General features: G+C 34.2%; 18 protein-coding genes. 12 read left to right on the top strand and 6 right to left on the bottom strand.

What is annotated here, in order from left to right:
- Positions 1 to 56 precede the first annotated feature (56 nt).
- Positions 57 to 1,256: an IS4 family transposase gene (locus C1A40_RS15720; RefSeq protein ID WP_102996726.1), complete on the top strand. Its 1,200-nt coding sequence runs from the start codon at positions 57 to 59 to the stop codon at positions 1,254 to 1,256.
- A 78-nt stretch (positions 1,257 to 1,334) separates the two neighbouring features.
- Here C1A40_RS15720 and C1A40_RS15715 read toward each other — a convergent pair whose 3' ends face one another.
- From C1A40_RS15715 to C1A40_RS15700, 4 genes are all read right to left on the bottom strand, one after another.
- Entirely contained in the window at positions 1,335 to 1,673 is a 339-nt protein-coding gene (locus C1A40_RS15715; RefSeq protein ID WP_102996725.1) for an SDR family NAD(P)-dependent oxidoreductase, read from the bottom strand.
- A gap of 78 nt (positions 1,674 to 1,751) precedes the next feature.
- On the bottom strand, positions 1,752 to 2,345 hold the full coding sequence (locus tag C1A40_RS15710; protein ID WP_102996724.1) for a sugar transferase: 594 nt from the start codon (positions 2,343 to 2,345) through the stop codon (positions 1,752 to 1,754).
- 1 nt (position 2,346) lies between these two features.
- Entirely contained in the window at positions 2,347 to 2,721 is a 375-nt protein-coding gene (locus C1A40_RS15705; protein ID WP_102996723.1) for a DUF4258 domain-containing protein, read from the bottom strand.
- A gap of 34 nt (positions 2,722 to 2,755) precedes the next feature.
- Positions 2,756 to 3,955, bottom strand: coding sequence for an alanine dehydrogenase (locus C1A40_RS15700; protein WP_102996722.1), 1,200 nt, complete (start codon positions 3,953 to 3,955; stop codon positions 2,756 to 2,758).
- Positions 3,956 to 4,150: 195 nt separating this feature from the next.
- Here C1A40_RS15700 and C1A40_RS15695 point away from each other — a divergent pair, with 195 nt between their 5' ends.
- Positions 4,151 to 5,350 carry an IS4 family transposase gene (locus tag C1A40_RS15695; RefSeq protein WP_102994545.1) on the top strand — a complete coding sequence of 400 codons (1,200 nt, stop codon included), beginning with the start codon at positions 4,151 to 4,153 and terminating at the stop codon, positions 5,348 to 5,350.
- A 277-nt stretch (positions 5,351 to 5,627) separates the two neighbouring features.
- On the opposite strand, the gene tsaE is transcribed toward C1A40_RS15695, so the two are convergent.
- The gene (gene tsaE, locus C1A40_RS15690) at positions 5,628 to 6,032 is read right to left on the bottom strand and encodes a tRNA (adenosine(37)-N6)-threonylcarbamoyltransferase complex ATPase subunit type 1 TsaE (RefSeq protein ID WP_102996721.1); all 405 of its coding nucleotides are present in this window, start codon (positions 6,030 to 6,032) and stop codon (positions 5,628 to 5,630) included.
- 68 nt (positions 6,033 to 6,100) lie between these two features.
- Entirely contained in the window at positions 6,101 to 7,654 is a 1,554-nt protein-coding gene (porX, locus tag C1A40_RS15685) for a T9SS response regulator signal transducer PorX (protein ID WP_102996720.1), read from the bottom strand.
- A 40-nt stretch (positions 7,655 to 7,694) separates the two neighbouring features.
- On the opposite strand from porX, the gene C1A40_RS15680 reads away from it, so the two are divergent.
- From C1A40_RS15680 to C1A40_RS15635, 10 genes are all read left to right on the top strand, one after another.
- The gene (locus C1A40_RS15680; protein WP_102996719.1) at positions 7,695 to 8,915 is read left to right on the top strand and encodes an HD domain-containing protein; all 1,221 of its coding nucleotides are present in this window, start codon (positions 7,695 to 7,697) and stop codon (positions 8,913 to 8,915) included.
- Positions 8,916 to 8,967: 52 nt separating this feature from the next.
- Positions 8,968 to 9,993, top strand: coding sequence for a UDP-3-O-(3-hydroxymyristoyl)glucosamine N-acyltransferase (gene lpxD / locus C1A40_RS15675; RefSeq protein WP_102996718.1), 1,026 nt, complete (start codon positions 8,968 to 8,970; stop codon positions 9,991 to 9,993).
- Positions 9,980 to 11,386: a bifunctional UDP-3-O-[3-hydroxymyristoyl] N-acetylglucosamine deacetylase/3-hydroxyacyl-ACP dehydratase gene (locus C1A40_RS15670; RefSeq protein WP_102996717.1), complete on the top strand. Its 1,407-nt coding sequence runs from the start codon at positions 9,980 to 9,982 to the stop codon at positions 11,384 to 11,386. The genes lpxD and C1A40_RS15670 overlap by 14 nt, the downstream gene beginning before the upstream one ends.
- Before the next feature lie 2 nt (positions 11,387 to 11,388).
- Positions 11,389 to 12,174: an acyl-ACP--UDP-N-acetylglucosamine O-acyltransferase gene (gene lpxA, locus C1A40_RS15665; protein WP_102996716.1), complete on the top strand. Its 786-nt coding sequence runs from the start codon at positions 11,389 to 11,391 to the stop codon at positions 12,172 to 12,174.
- 4 nt (positions 12,175 to 12,178) lie between these two features.
- A complete protein-coding gene (gene efp / locus C1A40_RS15660) occupies positions 12,179 to 12,745 on the top strand; it encodes an elongation factor P (protein ID WP_102996715.1) in 567 nt (188 codons plus the stop codon).
- Between the two features lie 6 nt (positions 12,746 to 12,751).
- Positions 12,752 to 13,693, top strand: a complete 942-nt coding sequence (locus tag C1A40_RS15655) for a UDP-3-O-(3-hydroxymyristoyl)glucosamine N-acyltransferase (protein WP_102996714.1) — start codon at positions 12,752 to 12,754, stop codon at positions 13,691 to 13,693.
- Between the two features lie 69 nt (positions 13,694 to 13,762).
- Entirely contained in the window at positions 13,763 to 14,635 is an 873-nt protein-coding gene (sucD, locus tag C1A40_RS15650) for a succinate--CoA ligase subunit alpha (RefSeq protein WP_102996713.1), read from the top strand.
- Between the two features lie 168 nt (positions 14,636 to 14,803).
- On the top strand, positions 14,804 to 15,550 hold the full coding sequence (fabG, locus tag C1A40_RS15645) for a 3-oxoacyl-[acyl-carrier-protein] reductase (RefSeq protein WP_102996712.1): 747 nt from the start codon (positions 14,804 to 14,806) through the stop codon (positions 15,548 to 15,550).
- A gap of 62 nt (positions 15,551 to 15,612) precedes the next feature.
- On the top strand, positions 15,613 to 17,646 hold the full coding sequence (locus tag C1A40_RS15640; protein WP_102997240.1) for a hypothetical protein: 2,034 nt from the start codon (positions 15,613 to 15,615) through the stop codon (positions 17,644 to 17,646).
- A gap of 11 nt (positions 17,647 to 17,657) precedes the next feature.
- Positions 17,658 to 18,473, top strand: coding sequence for a prohibitin family protein (locus C1A40_RS15635; protein ID WP_102996711.1), 816 nt, complete (start codon positions 17,658 to 17,660; stop codon positions 18,471 to 18,473).
- The last annotated feature ends 169 nt before the right edge of the window (positions 18,474 to 18,642 follow it).

Genomic DNA, 18,642 nt, shown 5'->3' with positions numbered 1-18,642 from the left:
TCCAAGATAGGATTTCCCGCTTATTTTGTATCTTGAAGTTATCACACATCCAAGATATGAATAAAAGTAAAAACTTTATCGGACACCCCATAATCAAACAGGTATTAAATTTCATTTTGCCCAAAGATGTTCATCGGACAGCCAAAAAGCACAACAGCGATCGCTATACCAAAAAGTTTACCACCTATGAGCATTTGGCCACTATGGTATTTACCGTGATCAGTGGCTGTAGCTCACTTCGTGAGGTTTCCAGTATTATGCTTGCCTGCGAGGGAAAGATCAACCATCTAGGACTCACGGACTTTCCAAAACGCAGTACCTTGTCAGATGCTAACAGGAGAAGAAGCTCTGAAGTATTTGCCGATATTTATCATTTACTCTACAAACGTTACCATCGCTTTTTATCGGACAGCAGACCCTTAGAACCTGCAGTGAAGAACCTTAAAATCGTTGATTCCTCGACCATCCCCCTATTTAGCGACATTCTTAAAGGTGTAGGAAGGAACCCGCTCAACGGCAAAAAGAAAGGAGGTATCAAGATGCATACTATGATAAACGCCATGGAAGACGTTCCTTGTCTGATTAAGTTTTCAAGCGCGGCCACGCACGACCACACCTTTTTAAAAGACCTGGAACTCAAGAAGGGCTCTTATGTGGTTTTTGACAAAGGGTATGTGGATTATGAGCAATACCAAAAATGGACACTGGAAGATGTTTACTTTGTGACTCGGCAAAAGGACAATGCTCGCTATACAAGCCTTGAAGAGTTTGATATCTCCAATAAAGTGGACGATGCTGTCCTAAAGGACGAAAAAATAGGGCTTACGGACAAAAACGGCAATGCTTTTTCCCTGAGGAGAATCGCTTTTTGGCACGAAAAGCACCAAAAAGTTTATGAGTTCATCACTAATAATTATGATCTTGATGCAGACAAAATAGCCGACATCTATAAAAATAGGTGGCAGATTGAGACGATGTTCAAGCGGCTTAAACAGAACTTTCCGCTAAAGTATTTTTTGGGAGACAATCAAAATGCCATCGAAATACAAATCTGGGTCAGTTTGATAATCCAGCTCATTATGCTTGTGATCCAAAGAAAAGCCCAAAGAAACTGGGCTTATTCCAATATGATGTCCGTCATACGATACCATTTGATGACATATATCGATTTGTTCAAATTCCTGAAAAACCCAGAAGCTAATTGGGAAGAGATTACAACCAAAAACATTGGGCAATTAAGCCTTTTTGACCCATAAGGAGGTTCTGTTTTCAAAATAAAGAGTGCGATCAATAAAAAAGGCCAACACCAAAGCTTTTTTAGCTAATTCTGTTTTTTATCGGACAACAATAAAAGAAAATATAGATTCTAAGGCCGCTTTATCGGTGATATCTAAAAGTTTGAAAACAATGTTTGTTGTGTTTTCAAATTCAAGATCTTTAATTAAGCTATATAAAGGTGATTCTGCAAAATCAATTAGAATAAGTTTTTGGTATTTACTGGAAATTAATTGTTTGGTTAGTTCGCTACCAATTGTTCCTGCGGCACCAGTGATTAAAATAATTTCATTAGAAAAATCGAAACACTCATGAGGCTTAGTTGTCCTTTTCACGAATGAAAATAGACCGGAATCTTTTAATAAGTCATCTATTGTTTTAACAGTAGATGGTTTCATTAGAGCTTTCTTTGGTGAAAAATAGGATTTTTGAAATTAACTTTAACAGCGTTAAAAGGATTTTACGCTCATAGGGATTTATTTGGCAATAACCTTAATGATGGTTAATCCGATAAGTTTTAAATCGAAAAAAATGTTTCGCTTTTCAATGTATTTCTTATTATATTTTAATTTATCTGGAATTATGGTTTCAATAAAAAATTTTTCGGGATCCTCTGCTTTTTTTAATAATTCGACTTCATTTCTATACTTTAACGAAGCAAGCCCAGTAATTCCAGGTCTAACCTGAAAAATTTTCATATCATCTTCGGTGTAATAATTCACATAATGACGTAATTCTGGTCTTGGTCCAACAAAACTCATATCGCCTTTAATAATGTTAATTAATTGAGGCAATTCATCAATTTTATAACGTCTTAAAATATAACCTGCTTTTGTTATTCGAGAATCATGGTTGCCTATGGTTAAAAGACCTTTGTTATCGGATTTAACACGCATGGTTCTAAATTTATAGATATCGAAGTCTTCGTTGTCTTTTCCAACACGTTTTTGGATAAAAAAAACTGGTCCTCGGGAATCGAACTTAATAACAATGATAATAATAAGAAAGAAGGGCAAAAGCAACACAAGCCCAATCAAAGCAAAAACAAAATCAAAACATCGTTTTATCATACTACGAGTTTAATTTAAAGCTTTTAATAGTGGCAATACTATCACAGTTTTCAACCGTAAGTAGAATATTTCTGTTATTGTGTTCTCCTTCTATACTATAAACGCCACAAGGTTTTTGCCTGGCATTACTGTTAGAGAAGTTGATATCGCCTTTTTTTAAGATTGTAGAAATTTCAGAGGAGTCGGTATCCTTATCATTAATGGATTGCTTAACCTCGGGACTATAAATAATTTTTTTAGAATTTATATTTTTTAATACTCTAGCATCTGGGCCATAGCTACAAGATGTTTTTTTGCCGCTTAAAAAAAAAGCCAAAATTATTAAGCCTAAAGAAAAGCCACCTAAGTAGTAGCCAATACGTTGAATAAGTTTCATTTAAAAAAGTTGAGAACAATAAATGGGTGAACTTTTAAAATATAAGCAAGTTTATATCGCTATATTTTAAATCGTACCATTCACCTACAGATTTGCTGGTTAAAATTCCGTGGTAAAAGTACAACCCATTTTTTAAACCTCGATCTAATCTTAAAGAATTTTCTATACCGCCATCTTCGGCAATTTTTAAAAGATATGGCGTAAAGATATTGCTAATAGAAACGGAAGCTGTTCGTGGATAACGTGCAGGGATATTAGGTACACAATAGTGGACAACATCATGTTTTAAAAAAGTAGGTTGTTTGTGAGATGTCACTTCGCTAGTATCAATACAACCTCCCATATCAATGCTAACATCAATAATAATAGCGCCTTTTTTCATAGATTCTACCATAGTTTCTGTAACAACAATTGGGGCCCTGTTTAATCCGCGTACGGCTCCAATAAGTACATCACATCGTTTTAAAGCTTTGGCTAAATTTTTAGGTTGGATGGTAGAAGTGAATATGGGACGCCCTAAATGCGTTTGAATACGTCGTAATTTTGTAATAGAATTGTCAAAAACTTTTACACCAGCACCTAGGCCAAGCGCACTTCTAGCAGCAAATTCACCAACAGTTCCAGCGCCTAGAATTACCACTTCTAAAGGCGGCACACCACTGATGTTGCCAAACATAAGGCCGTTACCATTTTTAGGTTCAGATAACAACTCGGCTGCAATTAAAACCGAAGCCGTTCCTGCAATTTCACTTAACGATTTTACAGCAGGGTAACTGCCATCGGTATCGCGAATAAACTCAAATGCTAAAGCCGTTATGCGCTTGGTTGCCAGAGTTTCAAAATATTTTTTAGTTTGTGTTTTTAATTGTAACGCAGAAATTAAAATGGTTTGTGGGTTTATCAATTTTATCTGATCCAGAGTAGGGGGTTCTACTTTTAAAATCATAGGACAAGAGAAAACTTTAGCCGTGTCTTTGGTGATTTCGGCGCCAGCCTCACTATAATCTCGATCACTAAAATTGGCACCATTGCCGGCGCCAGATTCTAATAAAACACGATGCCCATTGCTTACTAAGGCGTATACGGCATCGGGAGTTAAACAAATACGTTTTTCTTGAAATGCCGTTTCTTTAGGAATACCTATAAATAATTCTCCTTTTTTTCTGAAAATCTCTAGAGTTTCTTCCTGTGGGATAAGTTGTTGCTTCGTAAAAGGTGATAATTGCTTGGCCATTACAAGGTACGCTTAATAAAAATTCAAATTACAAATAAATTTTATAATGATGTTGATTCTTGATAAATAAATTTTAAAAATGAATGTATAATTTATATGATTTCATTAGTGTCCGATAAAAGATTTAAAAAGCGGGATTTCCAAGATAGGATTTCCCGCTTATTTTGTATCTTGAAGTTATCACACATCCAAGATATGAATAAAAGTAAAAACTTTATCGGACACCCCATAATCAAACAGGTATTAAATTTCATTTTGCCCAAAGATGTTCATCGGACAGCCAAAAAGCACAACAGCGATCGCTATACCAAAAAGTTTACCACCTATGAGCATTTGGCCACTATGGTATTTACCGTGATCAGTGGCTGTAGCTCACTTCGTGAGGTTTCCAGTATTATGCTTGCCTGCGAGGGAAAGATCAACCATCTAGGACTCACGGACTTTCCAAAACGCAGTACCTTGTCAGATGCTAACAGGAGAAGAAGCTCTGAAGTATTTGCCGATATTTATCATTTACTCTACAAACGTTACCATCGCTTTTTATCGGACAGCAGACCCTTAGAACCTGCAGTGAAGAACCTTAAAATCGTTGATTCCTCGACCATACCCCTATTTAGTGACATTCTTAAAGGTGTAGGAAGGAACCCGCTCAACGGCAAAAAGAAAGGAGGTATCAAGATGCATACTATGATAAACGCCATGGAAGACGTTCCTTGTCTGATTAAGTTTTCAAGCGCGGCCACGCACGACCACACCTTTTTAAAAGACCTGGAACTCAAGAAGGGCTCTTATGTGGTTTTTGACAAAGGGTATGTGGATTATGAGCAATACCAAAAATGGACACTGGAAGATGTTTACTTTGTGACTCGGCAAAAGGACAATGCTCGCTATACAAGCCTTGAAGAGTTTGATATCTCCAATAAAGTGGACGATGCTGTCTTAAAGGACGAAAAAATAGGGCTTACGGACAAAAACGGCAATGCTTTTTCCCTGAGGAGAATCGCTTTTTGGCACGAAAAGCACCAAAAAGTTTATGAGTTCATCACTAATAATTATGATCTTGATGCAGACAAAATAGCCGACATCTATAAAAATAGGTGGCAGATTGAGACGATGTTCAAGCGGCTTAAACAGAACTTTCCGCTAAAGTATTTTTTGGGAGACAATCAAAATGCCATCGAAATACAAATCTGGGTCAGTTTGATAATCCAGCTCATTATGCTTGTGATCCAAAGAAAAACCCAAAGAAACTGGGCTTATTCCAATATGATGTCCGTCATACGATACCATTTGATGACATATATCGATTTGTTCAAATTCCTGAAAAACCCAGAAGCTAATTGGGAAGAGATTACAACCAAAAACATTGGGCAATTAAGCCTTTTTGACCCATAAGGAGGTTCTGTTTTCAAAATAAAGAGTGCGATCAATAAAAAAGGCCAACACCAAAGCTTTTTTAGCTAATTCTGTTTTTTATCGGACAACAATAATATGATTTAAATTCTGAAATTAGAAATGTATTTTAACAATTTACCAAAAGGTTTTAGGTAAAAGGTTTGCCCGTTACTAATTTTGAAAAAAAATCTTAAACGCTCGAACCAGGTTACCATTTTATTCAAATAAAGGTTAAATATTATCGACTATCTAATAAGAATACAAAAAACACAACTTTTTAAATAAGCTCTAAAGTACGTTTGTTATGGGTGTCCAAATTAATACGAACTTCGTCATATTCATCAAACAAACTAATATCTACCTTTTCAGGCCATTCAATTAAGGTCCAACAACCAGAATCTAAATAATCTTCAATACCAAAATCGTAAGCTTCCTCTGTGCTTTTTAGACGATAGAGGTCAAAGTGATACAATTTACCATCTTTTAAATTGTATTCATTTACAATAGAAAAAGTAGGACTGCTCACTTCATCTTCGCTACCTAAAACTTCAACAATTTTTTTAATTAATGTGGTTTTACCAACACCCATATCGCCATAAAATAAAATGGTTTTGGTTTTGGCTTGGTTAATAATGTCTTTAGCGACTTGCTCTGCTTCAGATAATTCGTAAGTTATTTTCAATTTTCAAAAAATTTAGGTGCTCAAAATTAATAATTTGTTTATTTAAAACCTAAGTAGAAAATAAGTGCTTATTTCGGATTAAAAACCACGAAAGGTATAATCATTTCTTGTAAAGAAACACCACCGTGTTGATAGGTATTTCTATAATAACTCACATAATGGTTGTAATTGTTAGGATAAGCGAAAAAAGAATCTCCTTTTGCGAAAATAAAAGAACTACTCATGTTAATTGACGGCAGGTGAACGTTTTTTGGGTTTTTAGCTTCAAGGACCTCCTTTTTGTCGTAAGTTAAACTACGTCCAGTTTTGTAACGTAAGTTTAAACTAGTATCACGATCGCCAATAACTTTTGAAGGGTTTTTAACATTAATTGTGCCGTGATCGGTAGTTAATATTAACTTGAAACCCAGTTGATTAGCTTGCTGAATCATTTCTAATAAAGGCGAGTTTTTAAACCAACTTAAGGTAAGTGAGCGGTAAGCTTTATCATTGGAAGCTAGTTCTTTTATAACTTCCATCTCTGTTTTAGAGTGGGAAAGCATATCTACAAAATTGTAAACTATAACTGATAAATCGTTTTCTTTTAGTGATTTGAAGTTTTCTGCAAGTTTTTTTCCAGATTTTAAACTGGTAATTTTATGATATTCGTAATTAAGGTTGGTAAGCCCTAATCGCTTCATTTGCGTTTCTAGAAACACTGCTTCGTGTAAATTTTTACCACCTTCATCGGTGTCATTTTTCCATAAATTAGGAAATAATTTTTCCATATCGGCAGGCATAAGTCCAGAAAATATAGCATTTCTAGCATATTGTGTGGCCGTAGGAAGAATGCTGAAAAATGCTTCTTCTTTTTCTTTTTTGTAGTAGTTGTTAATTATAGGTTCGAAAACTTTCCATTGGTCATATCTTAAATTATCAATAACAACTAAAACGGTTGGTTGTGTTTTATTAAGTTCAGGAACAACTTTATCTTTAAATAAGGTGTGAGACATGGTTGGTGCATCTGTATTTGGTTTAAACCAGTCTTCGTAATTTTTCTCAATAAATTTACCAAAAAGAGCATTAGCTTCATTTTTTTGAGATTCAAGAATTTCAAACATACCTATGTCTTCAATTTCTTCTAACTGAATTTCCCAATAAATTAATTTCTGATACAAGTTACACCATGCTTCATAACTATTTACCATGGCCAAATCCATAGATATTTTCCTGAATTCTTGCTGATAATTCGAGGTTGTTCTTTCTGAAACTAACCTAGAATGATCTAAATTCTTTTTTAAACTAAGTAGAATTTGATTGGGGTTTACAGGTTTTATGAGGTAATCGGCAATTTTATTACCAATAGCTTCCTCCATAATATATTCTTCCTCACTTTTGGTAATCATCACTACCGGCAAGGTGTCCTGCTTGGTTTTAATCTCGTTTAATGTTTCCAAACCTGTAAGCCCAGGCATGTTTTCATCTAAAAAAACGATATCAAAACTTTCTTCATCTATAACATCTATAGCTTCAGAGCCACTTTTACACTTAGTTACTTTGTAGTTTTTCTTTTCTAAAAATAAAATATGAGGCTTTAATAAATCAATTTCATCATCAACCCAAAGTATTTTTATTGTATTCATATAGCTATATTTGTATATATTTAATTGTAAAAGTTAAAGTTTGAATAAACTTAAGATATTAAACGACCCAATTTACGGATTTATTACGATTCCTAATTCGCTAATTTTCGATTTAATTCAACATAAATATTTCCAAAGATTGCGCAGGATTACTCAAATGGGTATGTCGTATTTGGTTTACCCAGGAGCGCACCACACAAGATTTCATCATGCTATTGGTTGCGTGCATTTAATGCAACAGGCCGTTAACGTACTTCGTTTTAAAGGGGTTACCATCTCTGAAGAGGAAGAAAACGGACTCTATGTGGCCATTTTATTGCATGATATTGGTCATGGACCATTCTCTCATGCTATGGAACATTCCATTGTTAATAACGTTTCTCATGAAGAAATTTCGTTGCTTTTTATGGAACGCTTAAATGCCGAATTTAACGGAAGTTTAACGCTTGCTATTAAAATATTTAAAGGCGAATACCCTCGTAAGTTTTTGTTTCAGTTAATATCTAGTCAGTTAGATATGGATCGTGCCGATTACTTAAAACGTGATAGTTTTTATACCGGTGTAGCCGAGGGTAACATTAATAGTGAACGTTTAATTACCATGTTAAACGTAGTTGAAGATGAATTGGTTATTGAAGAAAAAGGTATTTATAGTGTTGAAAAATTTATAATTGCTAGGCGTTTAATGTACTGGCAAGTTTATTTGCATAAAACGGGATTGGTGGCCGAACAATTATTAATTCGTGTTTTAAAAAGAGCTAATGAATTACATGATTTAGGTATAGATTTAAAAGCTAGTAAGGCATTAATGTATTTTTTAAACCATAAAATATCTACCAATAATTTTGATGAAGAAACCCTTGGTGTTTTTGCTCAATTAGATGATTTTGATATCATTTCAGCCATGAAAGAGTGGCAGTCTCATGATGATTTTGTGTTAAGTGAATTGTGTAAAATGATTATTAATAGAGATTTGCTTAAAATAAAAATAAGGAATAAAAATATTAAGGATAGAAGTCTTGAAAAACGCTTCAATAGTTTAATGGAAACCTACCAAATTTCAAAAGAAGAGGCTCATTATTTTGTGTTTACCGGACAAATTTCAAACCAAGCATATCAGCTTAAAGAGAAGCGAATTAATATATTGCATAAATCAGGGAAAATTCAAGATATAGTTAAGGCTTCCGATCAATTAAACTTGAAAGCTTTATCAAAACCAGTAACTAAATATTATATCTGTTATCCAAAGGATAAAGTTTAACACATTTTTTTCTATTTTTGCAAGAATCAAAAAAACATCAAAGTTTTATAGTGTGAAATTTACAGCACAGCAAATAGCGGGAATACTGGAAGGTGATGTTGTTGGAAATCCTGACATTGAGGTTTCAAAACTTTCAAAGATAGAAGAGGGGTTTGAAGGCGCCTTAACTTTTTTAGCGAACCCAAAATATAAGCAACATATATATGCAACTAAAGCCTCAATCACTATAGTGAACAAGTCTTTTGTTCCAGAGCATGAGGTCGAAACCACAATGATAAAAGTAGAAGATGCCTATTTGGCTTTTTCTAAAATTTTAGAATTTTATAATTCTTCAAAACTGAATAAATCAGGGATTGAAAGCCCTTCGTTTATTTCGGAATCAGCCACATATGGAGAAAACTTATATATTGGTGCCTTTTCATATATAGCTGATAATGTTGCTATTGGGAAGAATGTAAAAATCTATCCCAACGCATTTGTGGGTGAAAATGTTGTTATAGGAGATAACACCATTGTTTTTGCCGGAGCTAAAATTTATTCTGATACTATTATAGGGAGCCATTGTGTTATTAACTCAGGAGCCATAATTGGAGCCGATGGTTTTGGTTTTGCACCAAATGAAGATGGTGGTTATAGTAAGATCCCTCAAATAGGAAATGTGATTATTGAAGATTTTGTTGATATAGGCGCTGCTACAACTATAGATAGGGCGACACTAGGATCTACAATAATTAGAAAAGGTGTGAAATTGGATAATCAAATTCAAATAGCACATAATGTTGAAATAGGAGAAAACACTGTTGTTGCTGCTCAAACAGGCGTTGCTGGCTCTACTAAAATAGGTAAGCATTGTCAAATTGGTGGTCAGGTAGGACTTGCTGGTCACATCACCATTGGGGATAATGTTCGAATTCAAGCACAGTCGGGAATAGCAAGAAATGTTAAAGATAACGAAGTGTTACAAGGCTCTCCAGCCATTAAATTAAGTGACTATAATAAGGCATATGTTCATTTTAAAAACTTGCCAAATATTGTAAAAAACATAAACGATTTAGAAAAAATAAATGGGAATAGTTAATACTGAATTCAAACAAAAAACAATTAAAGATAGTGTTTCTTTAAATGGTGTTGGGTTACATACTGGTAAAAACGTAACCTTAACTTTCAAGCCAGCTGCTGAAAACACAGGATTTGTGTTTAAACGTATCGATTTAGAAGGTGAGCCTGTAATAGAGGCCGACGCAAATTATGTAACAAATACTCAACGTGGCACTTGTTTAGAAAAAAATGGCGTTGTTATTCAAACATCAGAGCATGTTCTTGCTGCATTAGTAGGCTTAGATGTCGATAATGTTATTATTGAATTGGATGCGTCGGAGCCGCCAATTATGGATGGTTCCTCTAAGTTTTTTGTTGAAGCTATTGAAAAAGCAGGCGTTGTAGAACTTGAAGCTTTTAGAGAAGAGTTTGAGATTACAGATATCGTTTCTTATGTGGATGAAGAAAGCGGAAGTGAAATTTTAATCATGCCTGCTTCAGAATATCAAGTAACTACCATGGTTGATTTTGGAACTAAAGTATTAGGAACCCAAAATGCGACGTTAAATACAATATCAGATTTTAAGAAAAATATTTCTAACTCGCGTACTTTTAGTTTTTTACATGAAATTGAAATGCTTTTAGAAAATGGTCTAATTAAAGGAGGTGATTTAAATAATGCTATCGTTTATGTAGACAAAGCCATTTCTCCAGAAATCACAGAAAAACTTAAAGCTGCTTTTAAAAAAGACACTATTTCGGTTAAGCCAAATGGGATTTTAGATAATCTAACTTTGCATCACCCAAATGAAGCAGCTAGACATAAATTGTTAGATGTTTTAGGAGATTTAGCCTTAGTTAGAACTCGTATTAAAGGGAAAGTAATTGCTAATAAGCCAGGACATTTTATTAACACGCAATTCGCTAAGAAATTAGCTAAAATCATTAAAAATGAGCGTAGAAATAATGTGCCAAAAATTGATTTGAATGCACCTCCATTAATGGATATCAATCAAATTATGGCTATGTTACCACACAGGCAACCTTTCCTACTAATTGATAAAGTATACGAACTCACAGACAGCTATGTAACAGCAATGAAAAATGTTACAATGAATGAGGAGTTCTTTAAAGGTCATTTTCCAGGTGCGCCTGTAATGCCAGGGGTTTTAATTTGTGAAGCTATGGCTCAAACAGGAGGGATATTAGTATTAAATACAGTTCCAGATCCTGAAAATTATTTAACCTTTTTCATGAAAATGGATAATGTTAAATTTAAGCAAAAGGTGGTTCCGGGTGACACTTTAATATTTAAATGTTCGTTAATTACACCAATTCGTCGCGGAATATGTCATATGCAAGGTTATGCTTATGCCAATGGTAAACTTTGTGCGGAAGCCGAATTAATGGCTCAAATCTCAAAAGTAAAATAAATATGAATCAACCGTTAGCATATGTGCACCCTGGTGCCAAAATTGCAAAAAACGTTGTAATAGAACCCTTCGCAACCATTCATAATAATGTTGTTATTGGTGAAGGCACCTGGATAGGTAGTAATGTTATCATTATGGAAGGTGCTCGAATCGGTAAAAATTGTAATATTTTTCCAGGAGCTGTTATCTCAGCTGTACCTCAGGATCTAAAATATAATGATGAAGATACGACCGTTGAAATAGGTAATAATGTAACCATTAGAGAATGTGTTACCATCAATAGAGGAACAACAGATCGTATGAAAACTGTTGTGGGTGACAATTGTTTAATTATGGCTTACTGTCATATAGCGCACGACTGTATCGTTGGTAATAATTGTATTTTTTCAAACAACAGTACCCTTGCTGGACATATTACTGTTGGCAATTATGTTGTTTTAGCAGGAATGACAGCCGTTCATCAATTTGTATCTATTGGTAATCACGCTTTTGTAACAGGAGGATCTTTAGTTAGAAAAGATGTTCCGCCTTTTGTAAAGGCTGCTCGTGAACCTTTGTCTTATGTTGGTATTAACTCGGTTGGACTAAGACGTAGAGGTTTTTCAACAGAAAAAATTAGAGAAGTTCAGGATATCTATAGAATTCTCTACCAGAAAAATTATAACAATACTCAAGCTGCTGAAATTATTGAAGCAGAAATGGAGGCAACTCCAGAACGCGATGAAATATTACAATTCATTAAAAACTCACATCGCGGAATCATGAAAGGATATTTTAAATCAAATTAAATACATGGCAACAACATCGGATATTAGAAATGGATTATGCATAAGATATAATCACGATATTTATAAAATTGTAGAATTCTTACACGTTAAACCAGGAAAAGGTCCTGCGTTTGTGAGAACAAAATTGAAAAGCGTAACAAACGGAAAAGTTATTGATAATACATTTTCTGCTGGTCATAAATTAGATGATGTTCGTGTAGAAACTCATAAATTTCAGTTTTTATATAATGATGGTGAATTCTATCATTTTATGAATACCGAGGATTATAGTCAAATTCAACTTGTTGAAGCTGCCTTAGATAACCCAGGTTTAATGAAGGAAGGTGAAGTTGTAACCGTTATTATTAATTCTGAAGATAATGCACCGCTTTCTGTAGAAATGCCTGCTAGTGTGATTTTAGAAGTTACTGCTACCGAGCCTGGTGTTAAAGGAAATACAGCAACAAATGCAACCAAACCTGCAACTGTTGAAACTGGTGCTACAGTTAATGTGCCTCTTTTTATTAATGAAGGAGACAAAATTAAAGTAGAAACAGAGAAAGGCACTTATAAAGAACGCGTTAAAGAATAAGACCCGTTGAAATTCCCTTCTAAATTTTCACTTAAAGACATCGCCAACCTCATTCAATGTGAATATGTTGGCGATCCTAATTTTGAGGTTCTTGGTATGAATGAAATTCATGTCGTAGAAGCCGGCGACATTGTGTTTGTCGACCATCCTAAATATTATAACAAAGCTCTTGAGTCGGCAGCAACTATTGTTTTAATCAATAAAAAAGTAGACTGCCCAGGGGGTAAAGCTTTGCTTATTAGCGATGATCCTTTTAGAGATTTCAATAAACTAACAGATCATTTAAAGCCGTTTCAACCTTCGAAAACTAGTATAGCGCCTTCAGCAAAAATTGCAGAAAGCAGTGTTATTCAGCCGAATTGTTTTATTGGACATAATGTGGTGATTGGAGAACATTGTGTTATTCACTCTAATGTGAGTATCTATGATGATGCTGTTATTGGCGACCATGTAACCATTCATTCGGGAACGGTTTTAGGGGCTAATGCATTCTATTATAAGAAACGCCCAGAAGGCTATGACAGGCTGAAATCTGGAGGTCGTGTGGTTATAAAAAACCATGTAGACATTGGTGCTGCCTGTACCATCGACCGCGGCGTTAGTGGCGATACCATTATTGGTGAAGGCTCAAAACTAGATAATCAAATCCAAATTGGACACGATACGGTTTTAGGAAAAAAATGCTTGATAGCATCTCAGGTTGGTATTGCTGGTTGTGTTGTTATTGAAGATGAAGTTACCATTTGGGGACAAGTAGGTTGTACAAGCGGAATAACGATAGGTGAAAAGGCCGTTGTTCAAGCCCAATCTGGAATAAGTAAATCTTTAGAAGGCGGCAAGGTATATTTTGGCTACCCGGCTGAGGAAGTTAGAGTTAAGCTTAGAGAATTGGCAGCCATTAAACAAATTCCAAAAATATTAGATATTCTCAAACTAAAAAAACTGTAATTTCTTATAATAAGTTAATTCAAAAAATTACATTTGTTTTTTAAATATATTAACATTTAATTATCACTTATGAGTGTTTTAGTAAATAAAGATTCAAAAATTATTGTTCAAGGATTTACTGGGAGCGAAGGAACATTCCACGCAAGCCAAATGATTGAATACGGAACCAACGTTGTTGGTGGTGTGACTCCAGGAAAAGGAGGGCAAAAACATTTAGATAGACCTGTTTTCAATACTGTATTAGAAGCGGTTGAACAAGTAGGAGCAGACACAACTATTATTTTCGTACCGCCAGCATTTGCTGCTGATGCTATTATGGAAGCTGCCGATGCTGGAATTAAAGTGATAATTACTATTACAGAAGGTATTCCTGTTGCAGATATGATTACTGCTTCAAGTTACATAAAAGGAAGAGATTGTCGTTTAATTGGTCCTAACTGTCCAGGTGTTATTACACCAGGTGAAGCTAAAGTTGGTATCATGCCAGGTTTCGTTTTCAAACAAGGAAAAGTTGGTATTGTTTCTAAATCTGGAACATTAACTTACGAAGCGGCAGACCAAGTTGGAAAACAAGGTTTAGGAATTACTACTGCCATTGGAATTGGTGGAGATCCAATTATTGGAACAACAACTAAGGAAGCTGTAGAGTTATTAATTAACGATCCTGAAACTGAGGCAGTTGTAATGATTGGTGAAATTGGAGGTCAATTGGAAGCTGATGCGGCAAACTGGTACAAAGCTAGTGGAAGTAAAAAACCTGTTGTAGGATTTATTGCTGGTGAAACAGCTCCTGCAGGACGTACAATGGGGCACGCTGGTGCAATTGTAGGTGGAAGTGATGACACAGCTCAAGCTAAAAAAGCTATTATGAGAGCTTGTGGTATCCACGTAGTAGATTCTCCTGCTGAAATTGGTAAGAAAATTGCTGAAGTATTGGCATAACACATACACAAGAAACATTAAAACCTTGCAAATCTTTGTGAGGTTTTTTTATTTGAAGCCATGTATTTGCTATATTTGAAGTTAATACTGAAATTATTAAATAAAAGGTTTGCTGTATATAAGTAACTAGAATATCAATTAGTTACAGCATTTTTAAAAAATTATACAATGAAATTATTAGAAGGAAAAACAGCCATAGTAACTGGTGCCAGTCGCGGTATAGGAAAAGGAATTGCACAAGTTTTTGCTCAACAAGGAGCTAATGTGGCATTTACATACAGCTCATCGGTTGATGCGGCTAATGCTTTAGAAAAAGAATTGATAGCTTTAGGCGTAAAAGCCAAAGGATATAAAAGTAATGCAGCTAGTTTTGAAGAAGCACAAACTTTGGCAGCCGATGTTGTTAAAGAATTTGGTGCTATTGATATCTTGGTAAACAATGCCGGAATTACAAAAGACAATTTATTAATGCGTATTTCGGAAGAAGATTTCGATACGGTTATTGAAGTGAATTTAAAGTCAGTTTTCAATATGACTAAAGCGGTACAACGTACCATGTTAAAGCAACGTAAAGGTTCAATTATTAATATGAGCTCTGTAGTTGGTGTTAAAGGAAATGCTGGTCAAACCAATTATGCAGCTTCTAAAGCTGGTATTATTGGATTTTCTAAATCAGTTGCCTTAGAGTTAGGTTCTAGAAATATTAGATCGAACGTGGTTGCTCCTGGTTTCATTGAAACCGAAATGACTGCTAAATTAGATGACGCTGTGGTAGAAGGCTGGAGAGCTGGAATTCCATTAAAACGAGGCGGAACTCCTGAAGATATTGCAAATGTTTGTGTGTTTTTAGGAAGTGATATGAGTGCCTATATCACTGGTCAAACACTTAATGTAGATGGCGGAATGCTAACATAAATAAATGTTTTGTCATTCTCTCGTAAGCGGGAATCTCATCCATGATAACTTTAAGGTCTTTAATGAGTTCAGAAATACTTATTTACATCATATTTGCTGGAATTGTTGCACTACTCTTAGCACTATTTCAGTATGTTAAAAAAGGAAAAAACAGGTCTAAACTAGACTTGTTTTTTTCGTTTTTGAGGTTTGTAACTTTATTTTCTGTTTTGCTATTAATTATTAATCCGAGTTTTGAGCAGGTTGAACTCAGCATTGAAAAACCAAGTTTAGTTATTGCTGTTGATAATTCAAATTCGATCAAGTACTTAAAACAAGAGCACAAGACTTTAGCGTTTGTTAATACACTTCAAAACAATGAAGCGCTTCAAGAAAAATTTAATATAAATGTCTATACTTTTGGCAATCAATTAAAGCAAGGGGATGCCATAGATTTTACCGATAAACAAACCAATGTCTTCGATGCTTTTAAAGCCTTGTCACAAATTTACAAACACGGTATGGCACCTACGGTTTTAATGACCGATGGAAATCAAACTTTTGGCCCTGATTATCAGTTTGCAACAAGTGTTTATAAACAACCTATTTACCCTATAATATTAGGGGATACCCTAAGTTATACCGATTTGAAAATTCAACAATTAAATGTTAATCGTTATGCTTATTTAAAAAATGAATTTCCTATTGAAACCATTTTAGTTTACAATGGCTCTGATCGAGTAGCTTCAACCTTTGTCGTTTATCAAGGGAATAAAAAGGTATATTCAAAACGCCTTAATTTCTCAAAACAAGATAATTCTAAAATTATTCATTTCACTTTACCTGCCAATAAAGTTGGGGTTAGCGCTTATAGAGCTGAAATTAAACCTATAGATAGCGAAAAAAATACCATAAATAATATTCAAAATTTTGCTGTTGAAGTCATTAATGAGAAAACCAATGTCGCTATTGTTAGTGATTTTCCTCACCCCGACTTAGGTGCTTTAAAAAGGAGTATAGAAAATAATGAACAACGTTCGGTTTCTGTAATAAACACAAAAAATTTTGTTAGTAAAGCTAAAGATTTTCAGTTGGTTATTTTGTATCAACCCAATAGTAAGTTCAAATTGGTTTTGGAAAAATTAAATACGCTTAAAAAGAATTACTTTACTATTATTGGCACCAAAACAGACCTTAATTTTATTAATAATAGTGATTTAGGGTATCGTGTGGATATCACTAACCAAAGCGAAGATTATCAAGGGGTTTTGAATACCAGTTATTTGCCATTTTATATTGAAGATATTGGATTGGAATCGTTTCCGCCGTTGCTTTCAAATTATGGAGGCGTACAATTTAATCTTCCGGTTGATGTAGTGCTCTACAAATCGGTAAAAAATGTGACAACTAACGATCCATTATTATGTACTTTCGAAACTAACGATAAACGTGAAGGTGTGCTGTTAGGTGAAAATATTTGGCAATGGCGTGCACATAGTTTTTTAGAAAACCAATCGTTTCATCAATTTGATAATTTCATTAGTAAATTTGTTCAGTATTTGGCTTCTAATAAGCAAAGGAGTCGCTTGAACGTCGATTTTCAATCTTTTTATAATGGAAATAATCGTGTTATCATAAAAGCAGAAGTCTTTGATAAAAACTATGTTTTCGATACGCGAGAAATATTACAGATCACAGTTAAAAACAAAGCGTCTGAAACAGAGAAAACATTCCCTTTAATTCTAAAAAACAACCATTACGAAGTAAATTTGAGTGGTTTAGAACCTGCTAATTATGAATTTTCATTATCAGTAAAAAACGAAAATATAACCAAAAAAGGAGCTTTTCAGATTTTAGAATACCATGTTGAGCAGCAATTTTTAAACGCTAATGCCCTAAAATTGCAGCAATTGGCTAAAAACAGTCAAGGTACAAGCTATTTTATGAATAATTCAGTTGAAATTATTGACGAATTATTAAAAGATAAACGTTATTTGTCTGTTCAGAAAAGCAGTGAAAATACCATGCCTTTGATCGATTGGAAATACCTTCTTGCCATTATAAGTTTAAGTCTTAGTATAGAATGGCTTTTAAGAAAATATAACGGATTAATTTAATAAATATAAAAATGGAAAAATTACCTAAAATTGCTATACCCTTTATCATTGCAGTCGTAGTACTGGTTATTATAATAACAAAATCGGCTGTGACCATAGGTTCGGGTGAAGCTGGCGTATTATATAAAACGTTTGGAGGTGGTGTGGTTACAGATGAAGCACCGCTTGGCGAAGGTTTTCATATTGTGGCACCATGGAATAAAGTCTTTGTTTATGAGGTGCGTCAACAAGAATTAACAGAGCGTATGAAAGTATTATCGTCAAACGGATTAGATATCCAACTTGAGGCAACGGCTTGGTACATGCCAGACTTTAAAGATTTAGGTAAATTACACCAAGAAAAAGGTGCTAATTATTTAGATCGCGTATTAAAACCAGCAATGCGTTCGGCTACAAGATCTGTTGTTGGGCGCTATACGCCAGAGCAAATTTATTCTTCTAAAAGAGATGCGATACAGCAAGAAATATTTGATGAGAGTAAAAAAATTGTAAATGATCAATATATTAATTTGGTTGAAGTACTTGTTCGTGATGTAACATTGCCAACGGCTATTAAAGATGCTATTGAACGTAAATTAGGGCAAGAGCAAGAGTCTTTAGAGTATGAGTTCAGATTGGTTACTGCTGCCAAAGAAGCAGAAAAAGTAATTATTGAAGCGCAAGGTAAGGCCGACGCTAATAGAATTTTAAGTGCTTCTTTAACCGATAAAATTTTACAAGACAAGGGAATTGAAGCTACTATAAAACTATCTGAATCTCCTAATAGTAAAATTATTGTGATAGGTTCTGGAGACAGTGGCATGCCCATTATATTAGGAAATCAATAAAATAAAATTAAATAATTCAGTATTTTAATTATTCCTTTAGAAAATAATGATTTTTAAAGTTTAAAAAATACGGATTATTGAAATTATTAAGAAAGCCTCTAGATATTTGGAATATATCATTTTTATTATAGATATTTGTAGGAGAAAAATATAAGACATGACTTTTATT

This window comes from Tamlana carrageenivorans, from assembly GCF_002893765.1.
GTDB lineage: Bacteria > Bacteroidota > Bacteroidia > Flavobacteriales > Flavobacteriaceae > Pseudotamlana > Pseudotamlana carrageenivorans.
The sequence above is the reverse complement of the archived record's forward strand: the minus strand, read 5'-3'. Positions and strand labels throughout refer to the sequence as shown.